This is a genomic window from Mycobacteriales bacterium, from assembly GCA_035995165.1.
In the GTDB taxonomy this organism is placed as follows: Bacteria; Actinomycetota; Actinomycetes; order Mycobacteriales; family CADCTP01; genus CADCTP01.
Genome location: DASYKU010000005.1, coordinates 1 through 22,572, shown reverse-complemented (window position 1 = coordinate 22,572; position 22,572 = coordinate 1). Strand labels below are relative to the sequence as shown.

The following is a 22,572-nucleotide window of genomic DNA, read 5'->3' as shown; positions in this document are numbered from 1 at the left end:
CTCGGTCGGTGGGCTTCAGTCGCCGGTCAGTGAGCCGGGGTCGGCGGGCACGTCGACGGCGTGCTCCCGCAGCGCCTCCAGCGGGACGACCTCCATCGCCCGCGCGTTCGTCGCCGCCAGCACCACCGGCGAGGCCACCCCGGCCTGGTACGCCTGCAGCCACCGGACCGCGACCACGCACCACCGGTCGCCCGGGGTCAGCCCGTCGAAGCCGTACTCCGGCCGGGGCGTCACCAGGTCGTTGCCGACCTGCCGCTGGAACTCCAGGAACTCGGTCGTGACCACCGCGCAGACCGTGTGGTTGCCGAGGTCCTCCGGGCCGGAGGTGCAGCAGCCGTCCCGGTAGAAGCCGGTGAGCGGGTCCGTGCCGCACTCCTCCAGGTCCCCGCCGAGGACGTTGCGTTCGGTCACGCCCCGAGCTTCGCACCTGGATCCCCGCGCTGTCAGGCCGTGCGGCGTCGTTGCGCCGAGCGGACCGTTCCCCGGCATGACCGCCGGCTCCGCACAGTCGGCCGTGTACGCGACGTACGGCTCGGCCGACGTCCTGCGCGCGGTCAGGTCCCGGCCCGCCGAGCGGCGAAGGGACGGCCGGGTGACGTGATCACCCGGCCGCCCCTGTCACGACCGGCCGTCGTGCCGGCGACGGGAAATGGAACGATCGGCCGGTCCCCTGGGACCGTCACCGACGGTCCGCGACCGTCCCGCCTCGCCACCAGCATGACCGCCGGCTCGCGTAGAGAGTCGACCAGGACGCCAATGGGGTCAAGCCTAACGCCTGAACGGAGTAGCACTTACTGGTGCATCTGGCCGCCTTTGAGCACCTTGTCCACCCCGTTCTTCGGCCCGAGGACCGCGAGCCCGACCAGGTCGAGGGAGTCCCGCGGCACCGCCGCGACCGCGGCCCGGTTGGCCGCGTCGAACCCGGTCGAGAACAGGTCGGCGGTGAAGATCGCCAGCGGCAGCTCCCGTCCGAGCGCCCGCTGGTGGGCCGCGGTCAGGATCTCCTTCGACCCCTCCAGCACGAGCACCGGCTGGCCGAGCATCGCGAGGTACGGCGTCCCGTCGGCGTCGGCGTACGGCTCCCCGACCAGGTCGGGATGAGCCGCGGTGATCCCGCTGACGAGGAACGCGGTCACGTTGAGCCGCTGCCAGGTCAGCAGGTCGTCCCGGAGCAGTACGGCGATCTTGGTGTCGAAGCGCACGGGTCCACGATCGCCCGCCGCCGCACCCCCGGTCTTGTACGTTCTTGACGTGGAGTGCACCGCCTGGCGGCCGGCCGTGCCGGGCGTCGCCGAGGTCTTCCACGCCCGGTTCGCCGACCATGCGTACCCGTCGCACACCCACGACACCTGGACGTTGCTGATCGTCGACGACGGGCTGGTGCGCTTCGACCTCGACCGCCAGGAACACGGCGCGATGCCCTCGCTGGTGACGCTGCTGCCGCCGCACGTGCCGCATGACGGCCGGGCCGCGACGCCGGCCGGGTTCCGCAAGCGGGTGCTCTACCTCGACGCCGAGGTCTTCGACGCCGGTCTGGTCGGCCGGGCCGTGGACGAGCCGGGCGTCCGGGACCCGGCACTGCGGGACCGGATCTCCCGGCTGCACGCGGCGTTGTCGGCCCCGGGCGAGGCGCTGCAGGCGGAGTCGCGGCTGGCGCTGGTCGAGGACCGGCTGCGCCAGCACCTCGGCCGCCGGGTCCCGGCTCCGGCCGACGTGCACGATCCCGGCGTCGCGGCCCAGCTGCGCGACCTGCTCGACGCGTCCGTCCCGAGTGGACTGTCGCTGGCGGACGCGGCCGCCCGGATCGGCGTCTCCGAGCCGTACCTGGTCCGCGCCTTCACCCGCGAGTACGGCCTGCCGCCGCACCGCTATCTCACCGGCCGCCGGCTCGACCTGGCCCGGCGGCTGCTGCTGGACGGACAGCCGCCGGCCGCGGTGGCGACCGAATCGGGCTTCTACGACCAGTCCCACCTGACCCGGCACTTCGTACGCCTGCTGGGCACGACCCCCACCCGCTACGCGCGCGCCCGCCGGGCCTGACCGTCCGTCGGGTTACGGTCGCGGGCCGACCGTGTTACAACAGGGCACCGGAACCCAGCACGGGGAGGCGTCGTGAAGACCAAGGCCGCTGTGATCGTCGAGCCCGGCAAGCCCTTCGAGATCGAGGAGCTCGACCTGGACGGCCCCCGGTCCGGTGAGGTGCTGGTCCGCTACACGCACGCCGGGCTCTGCCACTCCGATCTGCACGTGATGAACGGTGACTTCCCGGCCCGGCTGCCGATGGTCGGCGGCCACGAGGGCGCCGGCATCGTCGAGGACGTCGGCCCGGGCGTGACCCGGGTGGCGCCGGGCGACCACGTCGTCTGCTCGTTCATCCCGAACTGCGGCCACTGCCGGTGGTGCGCCACCGGGCAGCAGGCGATCTGCGACTGGGGTGCGACGATCCTCGAGGGTTACCTGCCCGGGCCGCGGTTCCCGCTGACCGGCGCGCGCGGCGACTACGGCGCGATGTGCACGATCGGCACGTTCTCCCAGTACGGCACGGTCCACGAGAACTCGGTGGTCAAGGTCGACGACGACCTGCCGCTGGACAAGGCCGTCCTGGTCGGCTGCGGCGTCACCACCGGCTGGGCCTCGGCCGTGTACGCGGCGGACGTCCGCCCCGGCGACACCGTGATCATCTACGGCGTCGGCGGCATCGGGATCAACGCGGTGCAGGGCGCGGCCCACGCCGGCGCGACGAATGTGATCGCCGTCGACCCGCTGGAGAACAAGCGGGCCAAGGCGTCCGAGCTCGGCGCCACCCACACCGCGGCGAACAACGACGAGGCCCACCAGCTGGCCCAGGACCTGACCCGCGGCGTCGGCGCCGACAAGGCGATCATCACCGTCGGCGTGGTCAAGGAGCCCGAGATCACCGCCGCGTTCAACGCGGTCAGCAAGGGCGGGATGGTCGTCATCACCGGCATGGGCAGCCTGTCCGAGACGACGATCCAGCTGCCGAGCACGGTGATGGCGCTCTACAAGAAGACCGTCAAGGGCACCCTGTTCGGCGACGCGAACCCGACGTACGACATCCCGAAGATCCTCGGGCTCTACAAGGCCGGCCGGATCAAGCTCGACGAGCTCGTCACCCGGACGTACTCGCTGGAGGAGGTCAACCAGGGCTACGAGGACCTGGAGGCCGGCAAGAACGTCCGCGGCGTCATCGTCCTGGACCACTGACTCCCGCTCGCGGAGTGGACCGTCCCCAGTGGACGGTCCACACGCGACCGGGCCGGGAGGCCCGTTGATAGCACGGATCTGGCGCGGCTGGGTGCGGACGGACCAGGCCGCCGAGTACGTCGACTACATCATGGGTACCGGCATGGCCGAGTACCGGCAGACGCCGGGCAACGTGAACGCGCAGATGCTCACCCGCGACCTCGGCGACGGCCGTACCGAGGTGGTGACGATGAGCTGGTGGGAGTCCCTGGAAAGCATCCGGGCCTTCGCCGGCGACGACCTCACCGCCGCCAAGTACTACCCCGAGGACGAGGGTTACCTCATCGCCCACGAGGACACCGTCACCCACTACGAAGTCCACTGAGGACACTCACCCTCGGGACCCCACGCGACGACGACCGCCCGGCTGCGCGAGTGCGACTACGAACGTTCACCGGCGGACCGTCGGCGCTGATCCACGCTGACGCGGTCGCCTCGCCCGACGACCGGCGGCCCGGCTGGCACTACCGCTTCCAGGCGTTGTCACGTTCTTCGGCCGGGATCCGGGAATTGAGCGAGCAGGGGCCGGCCGCGAGGGCCGGGCCCCCACTCCTCAGTGCAGGTGCGGCGCGTACGAGAGGCCGATGATCAGGTTCTCCGGGCTCAGCAGCCGCGCCACGGTCTGACCCCAAGGCTCGGTCCGCGCCTCGTGCAGGAGCGGATAACCCTTGTCCTGCAGCTCTTTCGCGGCTGCCGCGACCGCCGCCTCGTCCTCGACCTCGAACTCGACGCTCGCCTGCGGCACTGTCCGGTCGGCCGGCCACTCCGCCGTCCCGAAGCAGGCCTGCGCGGCCTGCGCGAGCGGCCAGACCCCGAAGTGCTTGCTGCCGTCGATCGCCTCGCTGTGGACGTAGTCGTCGTCGCCTTCGAGCGGCAACCCCAGTGCGTCGACGTACAGCTTGCGGCTCTCCTGCGGCCGCTCGGTGATGACCGCGAAGCTGGCAATGAACTGGACCCGCACGTCACTCCCCTTTCGTCGCCGACCAGTCTGGGCCACCCGCACCGGCCCCGGCTTGTACGGATCGGACATGCCAGGGCCCGGCCGGCGTGATCGCCGACCGGGCCCCAGGGTGGCGCCGGATCAGCCGAGAGGCTTGGTCTGCACGGGCCGCTTGGCCGTCCTGGCCGCCGCGGCAGCAGCGGTCGGGAGGCAGGTGTCGCAGGTGTACGGGGCGAGGCTGAAGCCGGACCAGCCCAGCCGCGGCACGTACTGGTCGAAGCCGACGACCGTGTCCGCACCGTCCCGGACCGTCGCGTAGACCATCATGCGGCCGTTCTTGCCGGCCGCTCCGAGCTTCGAGCCCGGCGGCAGGTCGGGGTCGACCTTCTTGAAGGTGGTGAACTTCGTCGCGCCGGAGAGCATCGTCGACTGGTAGAGGCCGCCGGTCGAGGTCCCGGTGACGAACAGGTCCAGCCGCCCGGCGCCGAAGCCGGTCGCGAGGGCCGGGGTGGCCGACGTGGTGCCGGTCAGCTTGACCCAGCCGCCCCAGTGCCCGGTGGCGCCGGACTTCTGGTAGAGCACGCCGGTGGGTGCGCGGCCCACGACGACGAGGCTGGAGCTGGTGGTCTGCACGTTCGCCGCCGCGACCCCGGTGATGCCGCCGCCGAGGTTCTCCCAGGCCGACCAGGTGGTGCCGAGAGCGCCCGCGTCACCGGCGCGGGTGGCGTGCCAGACCTGGTTGTCCCGGCCGCGGACGAACAGGTCGATCGTGGCGGTGCCGGGAGTGACCGCCACCGCCGGTGCGCTGTTGCTGGCCGGCGCGCCGGGGACCGGGGTCCAGGACGTCTTCACCCCCGTGTCGGGCAGGTAGCTCTCGTAGATCCGCCCGGTCGGGGCGAGCACGTACAGGGCCTGGCCGGTGCCGTAGTCAGTGATCGCCGGGGCGTCGATGGCGCCACCGCCGAGGCACTGCAGCGGGTTCACCAGGATGTCCGGCTGCTCGACCGTGGTGTCGGCGACGTAGACCTTCCGGTCCCCGCCGATGCCCGCGTACATGACGCTGTCGAACGACGTCGGCGTGGCCGCCGAGCCGGCGATCGGGCCGACGATCGAGTGCTCGAAGTCGCCCGGAGGCGGGACGCAGCCGGTCACGGCTCCGGCGGGCGAGGCGACGGTGGCGGCGGTGACGGCACAGCCGGCGGCCAGGATGGCCACGAACCTGCGACGGGACAGCTTCATTGGTATCTCCCCCCACGAGTGTTGGCGTCCAGACGCCGAGCGGAGACTACCTGCGGGACCTGACCTGGCTTTGGGAACGCCGTTGCCTGAGCTTTCCGGACCTTAGGCTCCCACTGTGCCTCTTCGTCGGGATCCGGTGCTTTGGAGCAGCGAGGGTTCCGGTCCGGCGGTCGTGTTGCTGCACGGTCTGGGCGGTGCTGTTCTCCGTCGGGTTCCTGTCCGATCCGGCGAACTCGGGTTGGTCGGAGACGCCTCCTTCGGAGGACGAGGAGCCGCCGGCCGGCTGGTTGGCGGCGTACCAGGCTCAGCGGAACTTCGACGGGCGCGCGGAGCTGGCGAGGATTGCTGCTCCGACGCTCGTGCTCGCCGGCGACGAGGACCGGTTGGTGCCCCTGTCCGACGCCCGAGCGTTGGCCGACGGCATCCCCCGCGCGTCTCTCAGCGTCCTTGCTGGCTCGGGGCACCTGATCAACGTCGAGCTCCCGGTGCGTTTCGTCACCGAGGTCCGCGCGTTCCTCGAGATGTGAGACGGCGTGTGCGCCCTCGTGTCCGGCGTCTCTCTGCTCAGCGTCCCTCGCGGGCCTGCTTCACGGACATGACGAAGAAGAACACCACGAGGATGAACAGCACCGCCGCGACGGCGTACAGATTGACGATCGCGAACCCGAAGCCGACGATCAGCAACACCCACGCCGCCACGTACGCCGGCTGCCGGATCAGAGGCTTGGCCATCTTTCTAGTGTGACTGACCGCGCCGTCGGCGCGAGACGTACGCCGTCCCCGCCGCCGGAGCTAGGCGGGGATCGGCTCCTCGACGGGGGCCGGGGCGAGGCGGCGCGAGCGGAGGAATCCGTACGCGACGAGCGCTCCGGCGAGGACCGTCAACGTGAGGCCGGCGATGGTGATCGCCGATTCGAACTGCGCGGTCTGCTGCGTGGTCCAGTCCGACGACGCGATGGTGCCGGTGAACAGCGCCGCGAGGATGGTCCCGGTGACCGCGATGCCGACGCCGGAGGTGACCTCGGAGGCCGTGTCGACCAGCGCGGCGCCGATCGTGGTCCGGTTCTCCGGCAGACCGCGCAGCACGTTGGTCCCGGCGACGACGCCGACCACGCGCAACCCGGCGGCGACCAGCACGAGCGCGAGCGCGACCCAGACGTACCCGAAACGGTTGAGCAGGCCGTAGACGGCGAGCCCGGCCACGACCGCCAGCGAGCTGAGCCAGGCGGCCCGCTCGAGACCGACCCGCCGCACGAACGGGCTGACGAACGCGCCACCCGCGATGAGGACGACGACCTGCGGCAGCATCCCGATGGCGGCGAGCCCGGGCGACCAGCCCCGGTCGAGCTGCAGCGCCGACCCGCGGTCCCTCCCGTTCTTCCAGACCGTCGCCGCGTCGCCCGCGCTCCTCGCCGGGGCCCGCGAGATCGCCTTCACCCTCCAGCAGGCGCTCGCCGAGGAACTCGACCGCGACCCCGCCTTCATCGGCGACGGGCCGCTGCTCGCGGCCTTCTTCATCGCCGGCTACGCCACCGTGATGGTCGCAACGGCCCGCCGTCTCATCGCCGGCGAGTCACCGGACGCCGTCGTGGACGACCACCGCGCGCGCTTCGAGGAGCTCTTCGACGCCCTCCGCACCGGAGTCGCCCCCGACCGCGCGCCTCAGAAGGGCTGACCTGGGCGGGAAATGGAGAGCGGGTGAAGGGAATCGAACCCTCACTGTCAGCTTGGGAAGCTGATGTTCTGCCATTGAACTACACCCGCAGCGATGCGGTGACGAGACTACCAGCGTCGTAGGGTGGCCGGGTGCCGCACCCGAGGATGTACGTCGCCGACGACCGGCCCCTGGAGGCCTGAGTGCTGCTCTCGGATCGGGACATCAAGGCGCAGGTGGCGGCGGGGCGGCTGGGGGTCGCGCCGTACGAGCCGAGCCTGTTGCAGCCCTCGAGCATCGACGTGCGGCTGGACCGGTGGTTCCGGGTGTTCAACAACCAGCAGTACACGCACATCGACCCGGCGCAGCAGCAGGACGACCTGACCACGCTGGTCGAGCCGAAGGGCGACGACCCGTTCGTGCTGCATCCCGGGGAGTTCGTGCTCGGGTCGACGCTCGAGGTGGTCACGCTGCCGGACGACCTCGCGGGCCGGCTGGAAGGCAAGAGCTCTCTGGGCCGGCTCGGGCTGCTGACCCACAGCACCGCCGGCTTCATCGACCCCGGCTTCACCGGGCACATCACGCTGGAGCTGTCCAACGTGGCGACCCTGCCGATCATCCTGCACCCGGGGATGAAGATCGGGCAGCTCTGCCTGTTCGCGCTCTCCAGCCCGGCCGAGCAGCCGTACGGGTCGGCCGCGTACGGGTCGCGCTACCAGGGGCAGCGCGGGCCGACCCCGTCCCGCTCCTGGGTCAACTTCCAGCGCTGGCCCACGTAAAAGCGGCTAGGAGGACACGGTGTCGTGGATGCCGCGGACCTCGACCGCGGTCACGTGGAAGTCCAGCAGCTGGTCCCCGATCGCCACGGCCCGATCCTGGTCGGCGCACTCCACGAGGTAGTACGCCGTCAGGTGCTCGACGCCGGGCACGAGCGGGCCGACGGACGAGCCCTCTTCCCGCAGCGTCACCGTGTCCGCCGGGAGCGCGAGCCCGTCGCCGCCGACCAGCTCGCCCGAGGCGATCAGCTCCTCGCCCAGCGTCGTGTGCTTGGCCATGACCGTCTCCAGCTCGGACGCGGTCATGGCCAGGGTGCGGTCCGGGTCGGCGTACATCAGCAGCGCGAAGCGCACGGAACCTCCAGAAAGAGAGGGGCCCGGACCGTGACCGGTCCGGGCCCCTCAGTGGAACTTCAGCGACTAGCTCACGCGCACGGCCTGCGCGTCGCGGGTCGCGGCGTTGTCGTACAGGAACAGCAGACCGGTGGACGTGGTCTCGCCCGCCGTGGCGTTGCGGGACACCGTCAGTGCGGTCTTGCCACCGGCCGGCACCGACACCTCGTCGGCCCCGCCCTGCAGCGCGAACTTCTTCGACCCGACGGTCCAGGTCTGACCGTCGATCACGTCGGAGACGACGCCGGAGAAGTAGTTGTCGAACGCCAGCACCGAGAAGTCGAACGTCGAGCCGCGGGTCAGGCCCAGCGCCGACAGCGGCGCGGAGAGGACCTGGGTCGCGGAGTCGAAGTTCGCGTCGGTGAAGAAGAACGACGACGAGTCACCGGTCGCGATGTTGGTGACGACGACGATGCTCTGGCCGGAGGAGCCGAAGCCGACCGCCTCCTGCTGGAACACCGCGAAGTCGGCGGTGCCGTCGCGGTTGGTGTCGAGGTCGATCTCGTAGCCGGCCGGGTACAGCGGCACGGTCTGCCGCTGCCAGCCCGCCACCGCGAACTGGACGACGTCGGTGTTCACGTCGTCCCGCACGCCGGCGGCCTGCAGGTCGATCACGGCCTGGTTCGAGCCGGGCGAGCCCGGGGTCCCCGGAGCCGGCGTCGGCATCTTCGGGCTGGTGCCCGTGAGGCCGAAGACCTGTGCGGCGCCGTCCAGCGCCTGGGAGGCGTTGGTCAGCGTGAGCTTCTGGCCGGCCTTGACCGAGCCCGTGGTGGACACGTCGGCCGAACGCTCCGGCAGCACCGTCCAGCCCAGGTGCAGCGTCTCGGCGCCCGACACGGCCTTGATCAGACCGTCGAACTCCGGGGCGTTGAGCTCGGAGCCGTCACCGGTGAAGCCGGCCGCGTGCGTGAACGGCCACTCCGCCAGCTTCTTCGGGTCGATCTCGACCTTGACGGTGAACGCGGTGACGCCCTTGGCCGGCACGGTGACCGAGTTCGGAGCGTCGACCTTGACCGCGGTGTTGGCCTCGGCCGGGTCCCGGAAGGTCGGCGTGAGGTCGTACTTCTTCGCCGTCGTGCCGGTGTTCCGGATCGACAGCGCCGCGGTGAACGACGTCGTCTTGGTCAGGTGCGGCAGGCCGAGGCCCACGTTGCCGGACCCGAGCGCCTTGTTCAGCAGCACGCCGGTCGCGTTGACCGCGGGGGCGATGCGGACCTCACCGGCGCCGACCCGGGTGACCGGGGTCGGATAGAGGTTCGCCTGCGCGTCCGGCGTCCGGTTCTCGGTGCTGGCCCCGTTGAGCAGCCGCGCCTTGACGATCGCGGGCGTGGTCTGCGGGAACTTGTCGAGGATCAGCGCCGCCGCGCCGGAGACGACCGGAGCCGCACCCGACGTACCGCCGAAGTTGGTCATGCCGTCGCCGGTGCCGACCTCGGCCGACAGCCAGGCGCCGGGGGCGCCGATGTCGGGCTTGGCGCGGATGCCGGAGATGGCCGGGCCACGGCTGGAGGTGCCGACGACCGTGTTGGTCAGCGACGTGGTGTTCGCCGGGTCGATGGTGACCGTGACGGCACCGGCCGCGACGGCGGCGGCCAGGGCCTGGCCGTCAGCCTGCGAGGTCGTGTACGTCGGGATGGTCACCGGGTCGCCGCCACCGAACGAGAAGTCCGGCGGGTCACCCGGCACGTTGTTGTAGATGATCACCGCGGACGCACCGGCGTCCTGCGCGTTCTGCGCCTTCAGCGAGGCGTTGCAGGTGCCGCGGGCGATCAGCGCCACCGCGCCGTCCGGGAAGTCGGCGAAGTCGGCCGCCGCGCACCCGATCGGGTCGCTCGGCGTGGCCAGCGGGGCGGTGATCGTCGCCGTCGGCGACGGGGACCAGGTCTGCAGCTTGGAGTTGCGGACCGTGATGCCCTTGTCGGTGGCGATCGTCTGCAGCTTGTCGTCCGGCAGCGCGGTCTGGGCCACGCTGATCGCCCGGGCGGCGGTGGACGGGGAGCCGACGATGAACGGCCGGTCCGCCTCGTTGCCCGCGGAGATGACCGCGACGATGCCGGCGCGGACCGCGTTGTCGATCGCGACGGTGGAGTCGTCCTGCTCCTGGCCGTACGAGCTGCCCAGGGACAGGTTGATGATGTCCAGGGCGTCGGAGATGTCGCCGTCGCCGTTGGGGTCCATCGCCCAGTCGATCGCCTCGAGGATGCCGACCCCGGAGCACGAGGTCGAGACCGAGGAGCAGACCTTCAACGCGTACAGGTCGACGCCCGGGGCGATGCCCTTGTGGGTGCCGTCCGCGCTGCGGCCGCCGATGATGTCGGAGACGTGCGTGCCGTGACCCTCGGCATCGAGCGGGTTCGGGTCGGGCTGCAGGTCGGTGTTCGGCCAGTTCTCACCGATGAAGTCGGTGCCGCCCTTGACCTTGGGCGCCGTCGGCCCGAAGAGGGTCGCGCAGAGCCCGGTCGGCGCGGCGGTGTTGCCGGCCTCGCAGGTGTTGTAGGCGTCCGCCGTACCGGGGCCGCCGAGGTTCGCGTGGGTGTAGTCGATGCCGGAGTCGATGACGCCGACCTTCACCCCGGTCCCGTCGATGCCCTGGTCACGTACGGAGGTGGCCTGCAGGTAGTCCGCGGCCTGGGCCAGGCTGCCGGAGCCGCCCGGGTCCTCGTGCACCTCGTACTTCGCGACCGGCTTCACCGACACGACGCCGGCGATCTTGCTCAGGTCGGCCAGCTTGCCGGCCGGGATCGACATCGCGACCACGTTGGCGGCCTTGCCGGCCCGGCCGAGCGTCTTGGCGCCCAGGCCCTTGGCCTTGCCGATGACCTGGTCCTGCTGCGACTTCACGGCCGAGCTCTGGGACTGCTGGGCGGCCTTCGTGGGGAGGCCGCCCGTCTTCAGCGAGTCCTCGGCGACCGTGGCGCCGACGGCCTTCTGGGAGAGCGCGACCGACACCGTGACGGTGCCCTTCGCGTTCTTCAGCGCGGGGGCGAGCGAGCCCGCGGTGTCCACGGACTTCAGCGCGGCGGGGACGGGCTGCGGTCGCGCACCACTGGGCGACCCTGGTGCGGCAACGGCGCTACCGGCGGTCGCCAGGACCAGGCCGGGCAGCGCCGCCGCACCGAAGGCGAGGCCGAGCAGCTTCGCCTTCCTCGTGCGTGAGGGCATGAACGCTCCTTGACGGGGACTTGGGAGTGGGGGTCACCCTCGCATTCGTCTTGCATCTGCGCAAGACCGTCAACCCGACCATGACCTGCTAAGACACATTCAGCGACGTGACGGCTACGCGTTCCCAGCCGGTGCCCGAACGTCTGAAGAGTGTCACCACGTGATCGCCCGCCGTGCCCGGGCCGTCGGTGACCGTCTGGGCCGAACGGCAGTCCGGCAGGTCGATCGGCCCGGCCAGGATCCGGCCGGTGTCGATGGTCAGCGGGCCGGTGGCCGGACCGGTCACGGTGGAGGCGTCCAGCACCACCGCGTACGGACCGGTGCGGGGGCCGGCGACCTGCCAGGCGAAGTCGGTGCCGAGCTTGGTCCGGGTCGGGCCGGCCTCCACCGCGGCCGTGTCGCAGTTGGCCTGCAGGAGCTGCCCGTCGCCCTGGTGCAGCAGCAGCGGGAGCGCGCCGCCCACGATGAAGACCAGGAAGACGATGGTGGTGCCGATGGTCAGCTTGCTGCGCTTGCGCTTGGGCTGGTGGGCCCAGGCCTGGCCCTCCTCGTCGCCGATGTCCCGGGCGAAGCGGGCGCGCTGGCGGCGGGCCGCCTCCTCCTTGCCGGGATCGTGGCGCCCGGTGCCGTCCGGTGGCAGCAGGACCATGGCGTCAGTGTGCCACCCCCACCGTTCTGCCTACTCGGCCACGGGCGCGGGCGCCGCCAGGGAACGGCGCAGGATCTGGGCGACGTCGAGCACCTCGACGTCCTCGCGGGCCTCGCCGGCCTGCTGCTTGGCCGTGACCGCGTCGGTCAGCATGACCATGCAGTACGGGCAGGCGGTCGACACCACGTCCGGGTCCAGGGCCAGCGCCTCGTCGATCCGCTCGACGTTGATCCGCTTGCCGATCTTCTCCTCCATCCACATCCGGGCGCCGCCGGCGCCGCAGCAGAAGCCGCGCTCCTTGCACCGGTGCATCTCCTGCTGGCGCAGGCCGGGGACGGTGGACAGGACCTCGCGCGGCGGCGTGTAGACCTTGTTGTGCCGGCCGAGGTAGCAGGGGTCGTGGTACGTGACGAGCTGGTCCAGCGGCTTGACCGGGGTCAGCCGGCCCTCGGCGACCAGCGTGCTCAGCAGCTGCGTGTGGTGCACGACCTCGTAGTTCCCGTCGTTCTGCGGGTATTCGTTGGCCAGCGTGTTGAAGCAGTGCGGGCAGGTCGCGACGATCTTCCTGGCGCCGATCGAGTTGAGCGTCTCGACGTTCTGCGTGGCCTGCATCTGGAACAGGAACTCGTTGCCGAGCCGCCGGGCCGGGTCGCCGGTGCAGGTCTCGCCGGCGCCGAGGATCGCGAACTCGACCCCGGCGATGTTCAGCAGCTCCGCGAACGCGCGGGTGACCTTCTTCGACCGGTCCTCCAGGGCGCCGGCGCAGCCGACCCAGAACAGGTACTCGACCTCGTCCGGGATCGCCTGTCCGGCCTCGACCCGGCGTACCTCGAAGTCCAGGCCGTCGGTCCACTCCTCGCGGGACCGCTCGGACAGGCCCCAGGGATTGCCCTTGTTCTCGATGTTGCGCAGCATCACGCCGGCCTCGGACGGGAACGAGGACTCGACCAGGACCTGGTAGCGGCGCATGTCGACGATGTGGTCGACGTGCTCGATGTCGACCGGGCACTGCTCGACGCAGGCGCCACAGGTCGTACAGGACCACAGGACGTCCGGGTCGATCACGCCGAACTCCTCGGCGGTGCCGACCAGCGGGCGCTCCGCCTGCGGCGCGCCCGGGGTGCTCAGCCGACCGAACCCCGACTCGGGTACGCCGCCGTGGGAGGCGCCGTGCTCGGCCGACTCCGGTCCGCCCTCGTCGATCCCGGTCGCGGCCTTGCCCCCGGCACCCGAGACCGCGCCGGAGGCCGGGGCCGCGCCGGTGGCCGCGCCATCCGCGTTGGTGGCGAGGAGATAGGGCGCCTTGGCGAAGAGGTGGTCGCGCAGGTCCATGATCACGAGCTTGGGCGACAGCGGCTTGCCGGTGTTCCAGGCCGGGCACTGCGACTGGCAGCGCCCGCACTCGGTGCAGGTCGCGAAGTCGAGCATGCCCTTCCAGGTGAAGTCCTCGACCTTGCCGCGACCGAACACCTGGTCCTCGTCGAGATTCTCGGCGTCGGAGAAGTCGATCGGCTTGCCGGTGTTGTCGGTGACCGGCAGCAGCGGGCCGAGCCCGTCCGGGACCCGCTTGGCGCCGACGTTCAGCGGCGCGAGCGCGATGTGCAGGTGCTTGGAGTACACGACGATGACCAGGAACCCGAGGATCACCGCGACGTTGCCGAGCAGGAACACCGTCTCGATCACGTCGTTCGCGTCGGTGCCGAGCGGGTGCAGCGCCTTGCCGACCGCCCACGAGGCGAACGCCCATTTCGAGGTCCCGAACGGGAAGTTGCCGGTGTTGACCTGCGCGCCCCGGTAGAGCAGCAGCGTGATCACGACCAGCGAGATCATCCCGAGGATGACCCAGGCGGCCCGGGTGTGGGAGCCGTAGAACCGGGAGCGCCGCTCCTGCCGGGCCGGCGCGTTGCGGACCCGCAGGATCGCGAACGTGACGATGCCGGCCAGTACGGCGACGGCGAAGAAGTCCTCCAGGAAGCCGACCGCACGCCAGCGGCCGACCAGCGGGATGTGGAAGTCGCGCTCGAACAGCCCGCCCCAGGCCTCGATGATCGTCAGGATCAGGACGATGAAGCCCCAGAACGTGAAGAAGTGCGCGATCCCGGGGACGGACCACTTCAGCAGCTTGCGCTGGCCGAAGACCTCCGCGACCTCGACCCGCAACCGGGCCGGGACCCCGTCCATCCGTCCGGGCGCGGGCTGACCGAGCCGGATCAGCCGGCTCAGCCACCAGACCCGGCGACCGGCCACCGCGAACGCGACCACGGTGAACAGCAGCCCGAGGACCAGGCGAACAATCACGGACCCCTCCTCCAACCTGGGGAAGCCCGACTCTACCGGCGAGTAACTTGCTTCGCCTGACGGGCCTCCGCCGGAGCCTCCCACGTCGGAGCGCCGCCCCGGCGTAGGCAGCGTCCCGCATCACACCGGGCTAGAGGACCGCGTCCGCGAGCCGGTCGACCTGGTCCGGGTCGGCCAGGGTCGGGTCGAACATGAGCTCGGTGAAGCCGGCGTCGGCGAAGTCCCGGGCCCGCTGCTTGGCCTCGGCCGGTGTCCGGACGGCGTTCTGCACGACGTACTCGGCCACGTCGCCGAGGAAGCCGTAGTAGGTGCGGAGCGCGGTGGCGAGGGCCTCGTCGTCGCCGAACCCGAAGTAGGTCAGCGCCGCCAGCCGCGGCTCGCCGTCCCGGCCGGCCTCCTTCCAGGCCTGCCGGATCGCCGCCGCGGGCTCGGCCGCCTGCTGCGGCGACGCCCCGCCGATGGTCCAGCCCGCGCCCCAGCGGAGCGTGCGCCGGATCGCGGCCTTGCCGTTGCCGCCGACCAGGATCGGCACCCGCCCGCCCGGGACCTCCGGGGTGATCGCGAACTCGCCGCCCGCGACCGGCTCGCCGGCCCAGCCCCGGTGCAGGATCTCCAGCGTCTCGTCCATCAACCGGCCACGTTCCTCGTACGGCCGGTCGGCGGCGACGAAGTCGTCCTCCCGCCCGCCGACGCCGAGGCCGAGGGTGAGCCGGCCGCCGGAGAGCGCATGCAGGCTGCCGGTCACCTTGGTCAGCCACATCGGCTGGTACGCCGGGGCCAGCAGGATGTCGGTGAACAGGCCGATCCGGCTCGTCGCCCCGGCCGCCGCGGCCAGCGCCGTCAGCGAGTCGTAGTTCGGGTAGACGAGCCGATCGATCGTGGCGAGCGCGCTGAAGCCGCGCTCCTCGGCCCGGCGGGCCCAGGCGGCGACCGCCGGTCCGTCGACCCGCAGGGGTGTGGGCAGTCCGATACCGATGTCCATGCCTGCCACATTAGTTGCGGGAGAACGGGAGCTCGTTCGTCAGCCACTCGACCAGGGCGCGGGGGTTGCGGGCCTGGATCATGACGCGGCCCGGGCCGGCGAAGTCGAAGACGAAGCCCTCGCCGGACGTCAGCGACTGGATCGAGCGGCCCTCGACTGCGCGGCGGAGCCGGGTTTGGACGCCCGCGTCGTACGCGACCACGTGGCCGGAGTCGACCGTGACGGCCTCGCCGGGCGCGAGGTCGAGCGTGTCGACCGCGCCGTACGCGCCGAGCACGACGTCGCCCTGCCCGGTGGCCTGGATGACGAAGCCGCCCTCGCCGCCGAACAGGTTCTGCGCGCCGCCCCAGCGGGTCTGGATCTCCACGCCGTGCGAGTTGGCGATCCAGCAGCCGCGGGTGATGAAGAACGGCCGCTCCGGGGTCACGCTCACCGTGACGACGTCGCCGGGCAGGTTGGCCGCGACATCGACCCAGCCGCCGCCCTGCGGGGCCGTGTACGTGGTGACGAACAGCGACTCCCCACCGAGGGCGGCCCGCTTGAGCCCGCCGAACATGCCGCCCTGCATCGACGCCTCGAGCTGCACGCCCCAGGAGGTCGCGAGCATCGCCCCCGATTCGACCCGGACCGGCTCCCCCGGCGCGAGCAGGCACCGGGCGACCGCGAACGACGGCTGATGTCGTACCTGGACCTGCACCTGGGGTCTCCCTCCCTCGGCAAAGACAGGGTCATCCTCCCGCACGGCCGGTGCGGAAGGCGTAGGTGACGAGGGCGGCGCGGTCGCGGGCGCCGGTCTTGGTCAGCAGGTGGTGGACGTGGGTCTTCACGGTGGCCTCGGAGACGTGCAGGCGGGCGGCGACCTCGGCGTTGGACAGGCCCTCGGCCACCACGGCCAGGACCTCCTCCTCGCGGGCGGTGAGGCCGTCCGCCGGTCGGTCCGGCACGCCGATGCGGGCGCCGGCGGTCAGCGCGTCCAGCAGCCGGCGCTGCACGGACGGGTCGAGCTGGGCGTCGCCGGCCGCGACCGCCGCGATCGCCTGCCGGATCTCCTCCGCGCCGGCGTCCTTGGTGAGGAAGCCGCGGGCGCCGGCCTGCAGGGCCCGGAACACCCAGTCGTCGTCGGAGTACGTCGTGAGCACCACGACCCGGGCCCGGACCCCCTTCGCCGCCAGCGCCCGGGTCGCCTCCACGCCGTCCATCGTCGGCATGTTGAGGTCCATCAGCACCACGTCCGGGTCCGCGGCGACGGCCTGCCGGACGGCGTCGGCGCCGTCGATCGCGGTGCCGATCACCTCGATGCCGTCGAGCAGGCCGAGCATCAGCGCCAGCCCGTCCCGTACGACCTTCTGGTCGTCGGCGACCAGGACCCGGATCACGCCGGCACCGGCAGGTCGGCGACCCGGGCCCGGATCACGCGGGCACCGGCGGGGGCGACGGTGCGGCGACGGTCGTCGGCGACCGGTACCCGGATCACGCCGGCACCGGCAGGGTGATGGTGACGCGCCAGCCGTCGGCGGTCGGGCCGGCGTCGACCCGGCCGCCGGCCAGCGCGGCCCGCTCGGCCAGCCCGGCCAGGCCGTACCCGCCGGAGGGCAGGTCGGCCGGCACCCGGTCGCCGCCGGCGTCGACGACCTCGGCGACGACCTCGGACGGGGACCAGCGCAGGGCGACGGTCGCCTTGACCCCGGTCCCGCCGTACCTGGTCGCGTTGGTCAGCGCTTCCTGCACGGTCCGGTAGACCGCCAGCGCGGCGTCGGCCGGCAGTGGGCGGGGCTCGCCGGTCACCTCGTACCGGACCGGGAGGCCGGCCTGCTCGATCAGCGCCGGCAGGTCCGCCGGCCCGGGCAGCAGCTGGCCGCGCAGGGTGTCGATGGCGTTGCGGGCACTGGCCATGCCGTCGCGGGCGAGCTTGCCGGCGCCGTCGATCTGCGCGGTCAGCCGCGGGTCGGCGTCCGTCTTCGCGGCCAGCAGGCGGGCGCCCTCGAGCTGGACGGCCAGCCCGGACAGCGTGTGCGCGAGCACGTCGTGCAGCTCCCGGGCCAGCCGGCCGCGCTCGGCCAGCCGGGCCGCCTCCTCCCGGGCGCCGCGGGTGGCGGCCTCCTGCGCGACCAGCGCCTCGGCCTGGGCCCGGGCGTCCCGGCTGATCGCGGCCAGCGTCGCGCAGACGAAGAAGAAGGCGCCGCCGGAGACCAGCGTCAGCGCCGCGCCGACCGGATGGTCCGACTCGTACGCCTCCGCGCTCGCGGCCGCGGTCAGCACCACCGCCCCGCAGCCGAGCGCGACCCGGCGGGGCAGCGCGACGGCGACCGCGGCCACCGCCATGTACGCCAGGATGAAGCCGGGCCCGGCCGGCCGGAGCAGGTCGAGGGCGGCGCCGCACAGCCCGGTGCCGACCAGGCAGGCGGCCCGGATCGGGACGGCGCGGACCCGGCGCCGGAGCACCACCGCCCACAGCCCGAGCCCGAGGACGGTCAGCGCGACGGTCGCGGTGGCCCGGGTGGTGCCGGACGGCAGGCCGGCGAACAGCGACGAGACGACGATCGCGACCGCCGCGACCAGGCCGGCGACCACCAGCAGCTGCTGGGGGTCGACCGACCTCGTCCGCATGACCGGCACTGTATTTCCTTACGCCGCGAGGGCGAGCTCGCTGCGCGCGCGGGCGGCGGCCACCCCGGTGATCGCCACCCGGGTCACGATCATGGCCAGCGCCATCAGTACGAACGCCGCGGTCCAGGCGCCGGCGGCGGTGATCCGGTGGTCGAGGGAGAACCGGACGATCGCGTCGCCGAACCAGTGGTCACTGCCGTACGCGAACAGCATCCGGCCGCCGATCACGACGATCCAGAGCAGCGCGAACGGGGCGCCCGCCGTGGTCAGCACGCCCTCGGTGGTCCGGCGGACCCGGACCAGCAGCGCGGCCACGATGCCGAGCGCGGCGCCGGCGCCGAGGCCCACCAGCTCCAGCGCCAGGTCGTTGCCGCCGGTCGGGGTGCCGCGCAGGTACGACCCGCCGACGACGGCGGCGATCGCCATCGGCAGCAGCACCCGGCGCGGGGTCAGCCGGTGCGTGCCCAGGTTGGACCAGAGGATCCAGACGAGGAGCGCGACGTTGAGGAGGTACTCGTTCGTGGTCATGCTCCGACGGTGCCGTCGCGGACGACGACGCGAATCGGGTGAGAGGTGGAACGTGCGACCGCGGCGTCTCCACCCTGGGGTGGAGACGCCGCGGCCTCGGGCGGAGAAGGGTCAGCTCGTCGCGCTCGGGCTCGGCGAGGGGCTGCTGGGCGACGGCGTGCCCGGCGACGGGGTGGCCGAGCCGGACGGGCCGTCCTTGTCGCCGTCGTGGTGCCGCCCGCGGGGGCCGCCCGGGAAGCCGCGGCCGGGGCCGCCCTCGGCCCGGTCCGGCAGCTTGCCGACCTTGGTCGCCTCGAGCGATGTCTTGTCCGAGTCGACCGTGCCCTCGGCGACGATCTTGGTGCCGGCGGCCGGGGTCGCGGTCAGCCCGTCGGAGTACGTGGTCGAGGACGAGGTGTGGATGGTCCGCTGGAAGCCCTGGAAGTCGGTGACCGTGATCGTGCCGCCGGACGCCGACACGACCGTGCCGGCCAGGAACGGGGAGCGGTCGCGCGGACCGCGCTCCGGCGCACCGGGCGAGGCCGACGAGCCGGGTGACGGGCTCGCGGACGGGGACGGCGCGCTGGAGGTGGCGGCCTGGGCCACGGCGACGCCGCCGACCGCGAGCACCACGGCCGCGACGCCCGCCAGCGCCAGCCGCCGCCCGGTCCGGCGCGGCGGCGGGGATCCGTACGGTGGTCCGGCGGGGCCGGAGACGTAGTCAGGGTTTTCTGGGTTCACGCGGTCCACGCTGCGCCTCCTACCTGAAGACGGGCTGAAGTTCAGCAAACCCACAGCCACCGGCCGGACACTCCGAAGGGTGACCGCTGCCCGCGTCCTGGTCGTCGAGGACGAACCGGCCCTCCGGGACGCGGTCGCGGCCGCCCTGGAAGCGGCCGGCTTCGTCGTGCTCGCCGCCGCCGACGGCCGTGACCTGGACGCCGCGGTGGCCCGGTTCCGGCCGGACGCGGCGGTCCTGGACATCAGCCTGCCCGGCCCGGACGGGCTCGCGCTGGCCCGGCGGCTGCGCGAGCTCGGCGAGGCGGCGGTGCTGTTCGTGACCGCGCGGGACGCGGTCGCCGACCGGCTGGCCGGCTTCGCCGTCGGCGCGGACGACTACCTGGTCAAGCCGTTCGTGCTGGCCGAGCTGGTGGCCCGGCTGCGGGCGGTGCTGCGGCGGACCGGCCGGCTGGTGTCGCCGACGGTGGAGGTGGGGCCGCTCGTGCTGGACGAGGACGCGGGCCGGGTCGCGGTGGCCGGCGAGGTGGTGCCGCTGACCGCGACCGAGCTGCGGCTGCTGTCGTACCTGGTCCGCAACCGGGGGCGGGTGCTGTCCAAGACGCAGATCCTGACCCAGGTCTGGGGGTACGACGAGTTCGACCCCAACCTGGTCGAGGCGCACGTCAGCGCGCTGCGCCGCAAGCTGGAGGCGCACGGACCCCGCCTGGTCCACACCGTCCGCGGCGTCGGCTACCGGGTCGAGGCAAGAGCATGAGGACCCCGTCGCTGCGGTTGCGGGTGGTCGTCGCGGTGCTGGGGCTGATGACCGTCGCCCTGGTCGGGCTCGGGCTGCTGGTCAACGCCGTGCTGGCGGCCCGGCTGCACGCCGACCTGCGGGACCGGCTGACCGAGCGGGCCGGCTTCGCCCAGCTGCTGGCCGGCCGCGGCTACACCGACCAGGACCTGGCCGACCGGCTCACCGGCCAGGGCATCACCGCGGTGGTCCGGGACGGCAGCGCCGAGGTGTACGGCCGCAACTTCCCGCCGTTCGGTGGTGGCGGCGGCCGCCCGGGCCCGCGCCCACCCCGGCCCGGGACCGACACCTCGGCCGTGGCGGTGACGACCCAGAACGGCGTGCTGACCGCGACGCTGCCGCTGACCCCGGGCACGCTCACGCTGTCGGCCGACGACGGCGAGATCGTGCACACGCTCGGCCAGCTCCGGACGGTCGAGTGGATCGCCGGGGCCGGGATGCTCGCGGTCACCGGGCTGCTGCTGACCAAGGTGGTCTCGGGCGCGCTGGCCCCGCTGACCCGGATGGCCGCGGTGGCCGGCCGGATCGCCGCCGGCAGCCGCGGCGAGCGGCTGCGCCCGACCCGGGCGGGCACCGACCTGGGCCGGACGGCGGTCGCCCTGGACGGGATGCTGGACGCGCTGGAGGCCTCGGAGCTGCGGATGCGCGCGTTCGTCGCGGACGCCTCGCACGACCTCCGGACGCCGGTGGCCGGGGTGATCGCGACCGCGGACTCGCTGCTGCGCGACGACCCGGGCCGGGCCGAGCGGGAGCGCCGGCTGGTGGCGATGGTGCGGGAGGCCCGCCGGGCCGGCCGGCTGGTCGACGACCTGCTGCTGATGGCCCGGCTCGACGGCACCGACCCGGCCGCCGAGCTGCGCCGGCAGCCGGTCGACCTGACGGCGCTGGCCGCCGACGTGGCCGGTTCGCAGCGGCTGCTCGGGGCGGACGTGCGGACCTGGGCGGCCGGTCCGGCGCCGGTCACCGGGGACGCCGAACAGCTGACCCGGGTGCTGACCAACCTGGCCGACAACGCCCGCCGGGAGGGCACCCACGTCCTGCTGTCCGTACGGCGGGAGGCCGGTCAGGTCTGGGTCGAGGTCACCGACGACGGCCCCGGCGTGCCGCCGGCCGACCGGGACCGGGTCTTCGAGCGGTTCGTCCGGCTGGAGACCGGGCCGGGCGGCAACGGGCTCGGGCTGCCGATCGCCCGGGCCGTCGCCCGCGCCCACGGTGGCGATCTGACCTGCGAGGACGCGGCGGCCGGGGCGCGGTTCGTGCTGCGGATCCCGGCCCCAGAAGGTTCCTTGGTCCTTCCGCCGGTCGGCTAGCCCGGAAAGGGTCCCGGCCGGGGAACATCCAATAGGGGGTCCCCGTTGGTGTGAGCAGAAAGCTTGAGTTGGGTACGCTCAGCTCTGCTGCTCCACTACGTACATCGGGAAGGGACCAATAATGGCACGAGCGGTCGGCATCGACCTCGGCACCACGAACTCGGTGGTGGCCGTCCTGGAGGGCGGCGAGCCCACGGTCATCGCCAACGCGGAGGGCTCGCGGACCACGCCGTCCGTGGTCGCCTTCGCCAAGAACGGTGAGATCCTGGTCGGCGAGGTCGCCAAGCGCCAGGCTGTCACGAACGTGGATCGGACCGTCCGGTCGGTCAAGCGCCACATCGGCACCGACTGGAAGCAGGAGATCGACGGCAAGAACTACACCCCGCAGGAGATCAGCGCCCGCGTGCTGCAGAAGCTCAAGCGGGACGCGGAGGCGTACCTGGGCGAGGAGGTCACCGACGCGGTGGTCACCGTCCCGGCGTACTTCGAGGACGCCCAGCGGCAGGCCACCAAGGAGGCCGGCGCGATCGCGGGCCTCAACGTGCTGCGGATCATCAACGAGCCGACCGCCGCCGCCCTGGCGTACGGGCTGGACAAGGGCGACAAGGAGCAGACCATCCTGGTCTTCGACCTCGGTGGCGGCACCTTCGACGTGTCCCTGCTGGAGATCGAGGAGGGCCTGATCCAGGTCCGGGCGACCGCGGGTGACAACCACCTCGGCGGCGACGACTGGGACCAGGCCGTCGTGGCCTGGCTGGTGCAGAAGTTCAACGCGCAGAACGGCATCGACCTGTCCAAGGACAAGATGGCGATGCAGCGGCTGCAGGAGGCCGCGGAGAAGGCGAAGATCGAGCTGTCCGGCGCGCAGTCGACGAGCATCAACCTGCCGTACATCACCGCGGGTGCGGACGGCCCGCTGCACCTGGACGTGACGCTGTCGCGCTCGGAGTTCCAGCGGCTGACCCAGTCCCTGCTCGACCGGACCAAGGGCCCGTTCCAGCAGGTCATCCGCGACTCTAAGATCGACATCAGCAAGGTCGACCACGTCGTGCTGGTCGGCGGCTCCACCCGGATGCCGGCCGTCACCGACGTCGTCCGCGAGCTGACCGGCGGCCGGGAGCCCAACAAGGGCGTCAACCCGGACGAGGTCGTCGCCGTCGGCGCGGCCCTGCAGGCCGGCGTGCTCAAGGGCGAGGTCAAGGACGTCCTGCTGCTCGACGTCACCCCGCTGTCCCTCGGCATCGAGACCAAGGGCGG

The 22,572-nt window shown here is 72.5% G+C and carries 24 protein-coding genes, 1 tRNA gene and 1 pseudogene; 9 read left to right on the top strand and 17 right to left on the bottom strand.

The window, feature by feature from the left end:
- Nucleotides 1-15: 15 nt before the first annotated feature.
- Nucleotides 16-411 carry a DUF2237 domain-containing protein gene (locus VGP36_00715; protein ID HEV7653246.1) on the bottom strand — a complete coding sequence of 132 codons (396 nt, stop codon included), beginning with the start codon at nt 409-411 and terminating at the stop codon, nt 16-18.
- A gap of 380 nt (nt 412-791) precedes the next feature.
- Entirely contained in the window at nt 792-1,202 is a 411-nt protein-coding gene (locus VGP36_00710) for a DUF2000 domain-containing protein (GenBank protein HEV7653245.1), read from the bottom strand.
- Between the two features lie 49 nt (nt 1,203-1,251).
- On the opposite strand from VGP36_00710, the gene VGP36_00705 reads away from it, so the two are divergent.
- The 3 genes from VGP36_00705 (at nt 1,252) to VGP36_00695 (ending at nt 3,589) form a co-directional block, all read left to right on the top strand.
- Complete coding sequence (locus VGP36_00705) at nt 1,252-2,040, top strand: AraC family transcriptional regulator (protein HEV7653244.1); 789 nt, start codon at nt 1,252-1,254, stop codon at nt 2,038-2,040.
- A gap of 72 nt (nt 2,041-2,112) precedes the next feature.
- Nucleotides 2,113-3,225, top strand: coding sequence for an NDMA-dependent alcohol dehydrogenase (locus VGP36_00700; GenBank protein ID HEV7653243.1), 1,113 nt, complete (start codon nt 2,113-2,115; stop codon nt 3,223-3,225).
- Between the two features lie 64 nt (nt 3,226-3,289).
- Entirely contained in the window at nt 3,290-3,589 is a 300-nt protein-coding gene (locus tag VGP36_00695) for a hypothetical protein (protein ID HEV7653242.1), read from the top strand.
- A gap of 228 nt (nt 3,590-3,817) precedes the next feature.
- Here the strand turns inward: VGP36_00695 and VGP36_00690 are convergent, their stop codons facing one another.
- Nucleotides 3,818-4,225, bottom strand: coding sequence for a VOC family protein (locus VGP36_00690; protein HEV7653241.1), 408 nt, complete (start codon nt 4,223-4,225; stop codon nt 3,818-3,820).
- A 120-nt stretch (nt 4,226-4,345) separates the two neighbouring features.
- Nucleotides 4,346-5,443 carry a hypothetical protein gene (locus tag VGP36_00685; protein HEV7653240.1) on the bottom strand — a complete coding sequence of 366 codons (1,098 nt, stop codon included), beginning with the start codon at nt 5,441-5,443 and terminating at the stop codon, nt 4,346-4,348.
- A 194-nt stretch (nt 5,444-5,637) separates the two neighbouring features.
- Here VGP36_00685 and VGP36_00680 point away from each other — a divergent pair, with 194 nt between their 5' ends.
- A complete protein-coding gene (locus VGP36_00680; GenBank protein HEV7653239.1) occupies nt 5,638-5,970 on the top strand; it encodes an alpha/beta hydrolase in 333 nt (110 codons plus the stop codon).
- 37 nt (nt 5,971-6,007) lie between these two features.
- Here VGP36_00680 and VGP36_00675 read toward each other — a convergent pair whose 3' ends face one another.
- Entirely contained in the window at nt 6,008-6,175 is a 168-nt protein-coding gene (locus VGP36_00675) for a hypothetical protein (GenBank protein HEV7653238.1), read from the bottom strand.
- A gap of 60 nt (nt 6,176-6,235) precedes the next feature.
- Nucleotides 6,236-6,751 (bottom strand): hypothetical protein, encoded by a 516-nt coding sequence (locus VGP36_00670; GenBank protein ID HEV7653237.1) that lies wholly within the window; start codon nt 6,749-6,751, stop codon nt 6,236-6,238.
- Between VGP36_00670 and VGP36_00665 the strand changes: the two genes are divergently transcribed.
- Complete coding sequence (locus VGP36_00665) at nt 6,726-7,118, top strand: hypothetical protein (GenBank protein HEV7653236.1); 393 nt, start codon at nt 6,726-6,728, stop codon at nt 7,116-7,118. The genes VGP36_00670 and VGP36_00665 overlap by 26 nt on opposite strands.
- Nucleotides 7,119-7,136: 18 nt before the next feature.
- Here VGP36_00665 and VGP36_00660 read toward each other — a convergent pair.
- Nucleotides 7,137-7,207: transfer RNA gene (locus tag VGP36_00660), tRNA-Gly, on the bottom strand.
- A gap of 93 nt (nt 7,208-7,300) precedes the next feature.
- Between VGP36_00660 and dcd the strand changes: the two genes are divergently transcribed.
- Entirely contained in the window at nt 7,301-7,876 is a 576-nt protein-coding gene (gene dcd, locus VGP36_00655; GenBank protein ID HEV7653235.1) for a dCTP deaminase, read from the top strand.
- A gap of 6 nt (nt 7,877-7,882) precedes the next feature.
- Here the strand turns inward: dcd and VGP36_00650 are convergent, their stop codons facing one another.
- From VGP36_00650 to VGP36_00605, 10 genes and pseudogenes are all read right to left on the bottom strand, one after another.
- Nucleotides 7,883-8,227 carry a YciI family protein gene (locus tag VGP36_00650; GenBank protein HEV7653234.1) on the bottom strand — a complete coding sequence of 115 codons (345 nt, stop codon included), beginning with the start codon at nt 8,225-8,227 and terminating at the stop codon, nt 7,883-7,885.
- Between the two features lie 66 nt (nt 8,228-8,293).
- Nucleotides 8,294-11,428, bottom strand: coding sequence for a S8 family serine peptidase (locus VGP36_00645; GenBank protein HEV7653233.1), 3,135 nt, complete (start codon nt 11,426-11,428; stop codon nt 8,294-8,296).
- Nucleotides 11,429-11,516: 88 nt separating this feature from the next.
- Nucleotides 11,517-12,077 carry a hypothetical protein gene (locus VGP36_00640; protein HEV7653232.1) on the bottom strand — a complete coding sequence of 187 codons (561 nt, stop codon included), beginning with the start codon at nt 12,075-12,077 and terminating at the stop codon, nt 11,517-11,519.
- A gap of 57 nt (nt 12,078-12,134) precedes the next feature.
- A pseudogene (locus tag VGP36_00635) lies at nt 12,135-14,375 on the bottom strand (heterodisulfide reductase-related iron-sulfur binding cluster).
- Nucleotides 14,376-14,505: 130 nt separating this feature from the next.
- Nucleotides 14,506-15,357, bottom strand: a complete 852-nt coding sequence (locus VGP36_00630) for an LLM class flavin-dependent oxidoreductase (protein ID HEV7653231.1) — start codon at nt 15,355-15,357, stop codon at nt 14,506-14,508.
- Between the two features lie 10 nt (nt 15,358-15,367).
- Nucleotides 15,368-16,054 carry a TIGR00266 family protein gene (locus VGP36_00625; protein HEV7653230.1) on the bottom strand — a complete coding sequence of 229 codons (687 nt, stop codon included), beginning with the start codon at nt 16,052-16,054 and terminating at the stop codon, nt 15,368-15,370.
- A gap of 31 nt (nt 16,055-16,085) precedes the next feature.
- Complete coding sequence (locus VGP36_00620; protein HEV7653229.1) at nt 16,086-16,733, bottom strand: response regulator transcription factor; 648 nt, start codon at nt 16,731-16,733, stop codon at nt 16,086-16,088.
- A gap of 94 nt (nt 16,734-16,827) precedes the next feature.
- On the bottom strand, nt 16,828-17,964 hold the full coding sequence (locus tag VGP36_00615) for a histidine kinase (GenBank protein HEV7653228.1): 1,137 nt from the start codon (nt 17,962-17,964) through the stop codon (nt 16,828-16,830).
- Between the two features lie 18 nt (nt 17,965-17,982).
- On the bottom strand, nt 17,983-18,492 hold the full coding sequence (locus VGP36_00610) for a hypothetical protein (protein HEV7653227.1): 510 nt from the start codon (nt 18,490-18,492) through the stop codon (nt 17,983-17,985).
- Nucleotides 18,493-18,603: 111 nt separating this feature from the next.
- Nucleotides 18,604-19,221 (bottom strand): hypothetical protein, encoded by a 618-nt coding sequence (locus tag VGP36_00605; protein ID HEV7653226.1) that lies wholly within the window; start codon nt 19,219-19,221, stop codon nt 18,604-18,606.
- 70 nt (nt 19,222-19,291) lie between these two features.
- On the opposite strand from VGP36_00605, the gene VGP36_00600 reads away from it, so the two are divergent.
- The 3 genes from VGP36_00600 to dnaK form a co-directional block, all read left to right on the top strand.
- The gene (locus VGP36_00600) at nt 19,292-19,966 is read left to right on the top strand and encodes a response regulator transcription factor (protein HEV7653225.1); all 675 of its coding nucleotides are present in this window, start codon (nt 19,292-19,294) and stop codon (nt 19,964-19,966) included.
- Nucleotides 19,963-21,315 (top strand): HAMP domain-containing sensor histidine kinase, encoded by a 1,353-nt coding sequence (locus VGP36_00595; GenBank protein ID HEV7653224.1) that lies wholly within the window; start codon nt 19,963-19,965, stop codon nt 21,313-21,315. Before VGP36_00600 ends, VGP36_00595 begins: the two co-directional genes overlap by 4 nt.
- A gap of 121 nt (nt 21,316-21,436) precedes the next feature.
- The coding region (gene dnaK, locus VGP36_00590) for a molecular chaperone DnaK (protein ID HEV7653223.1) at nt 21,437-22,572 on the top strand (1,136 nt) is incomplete at its 3' end.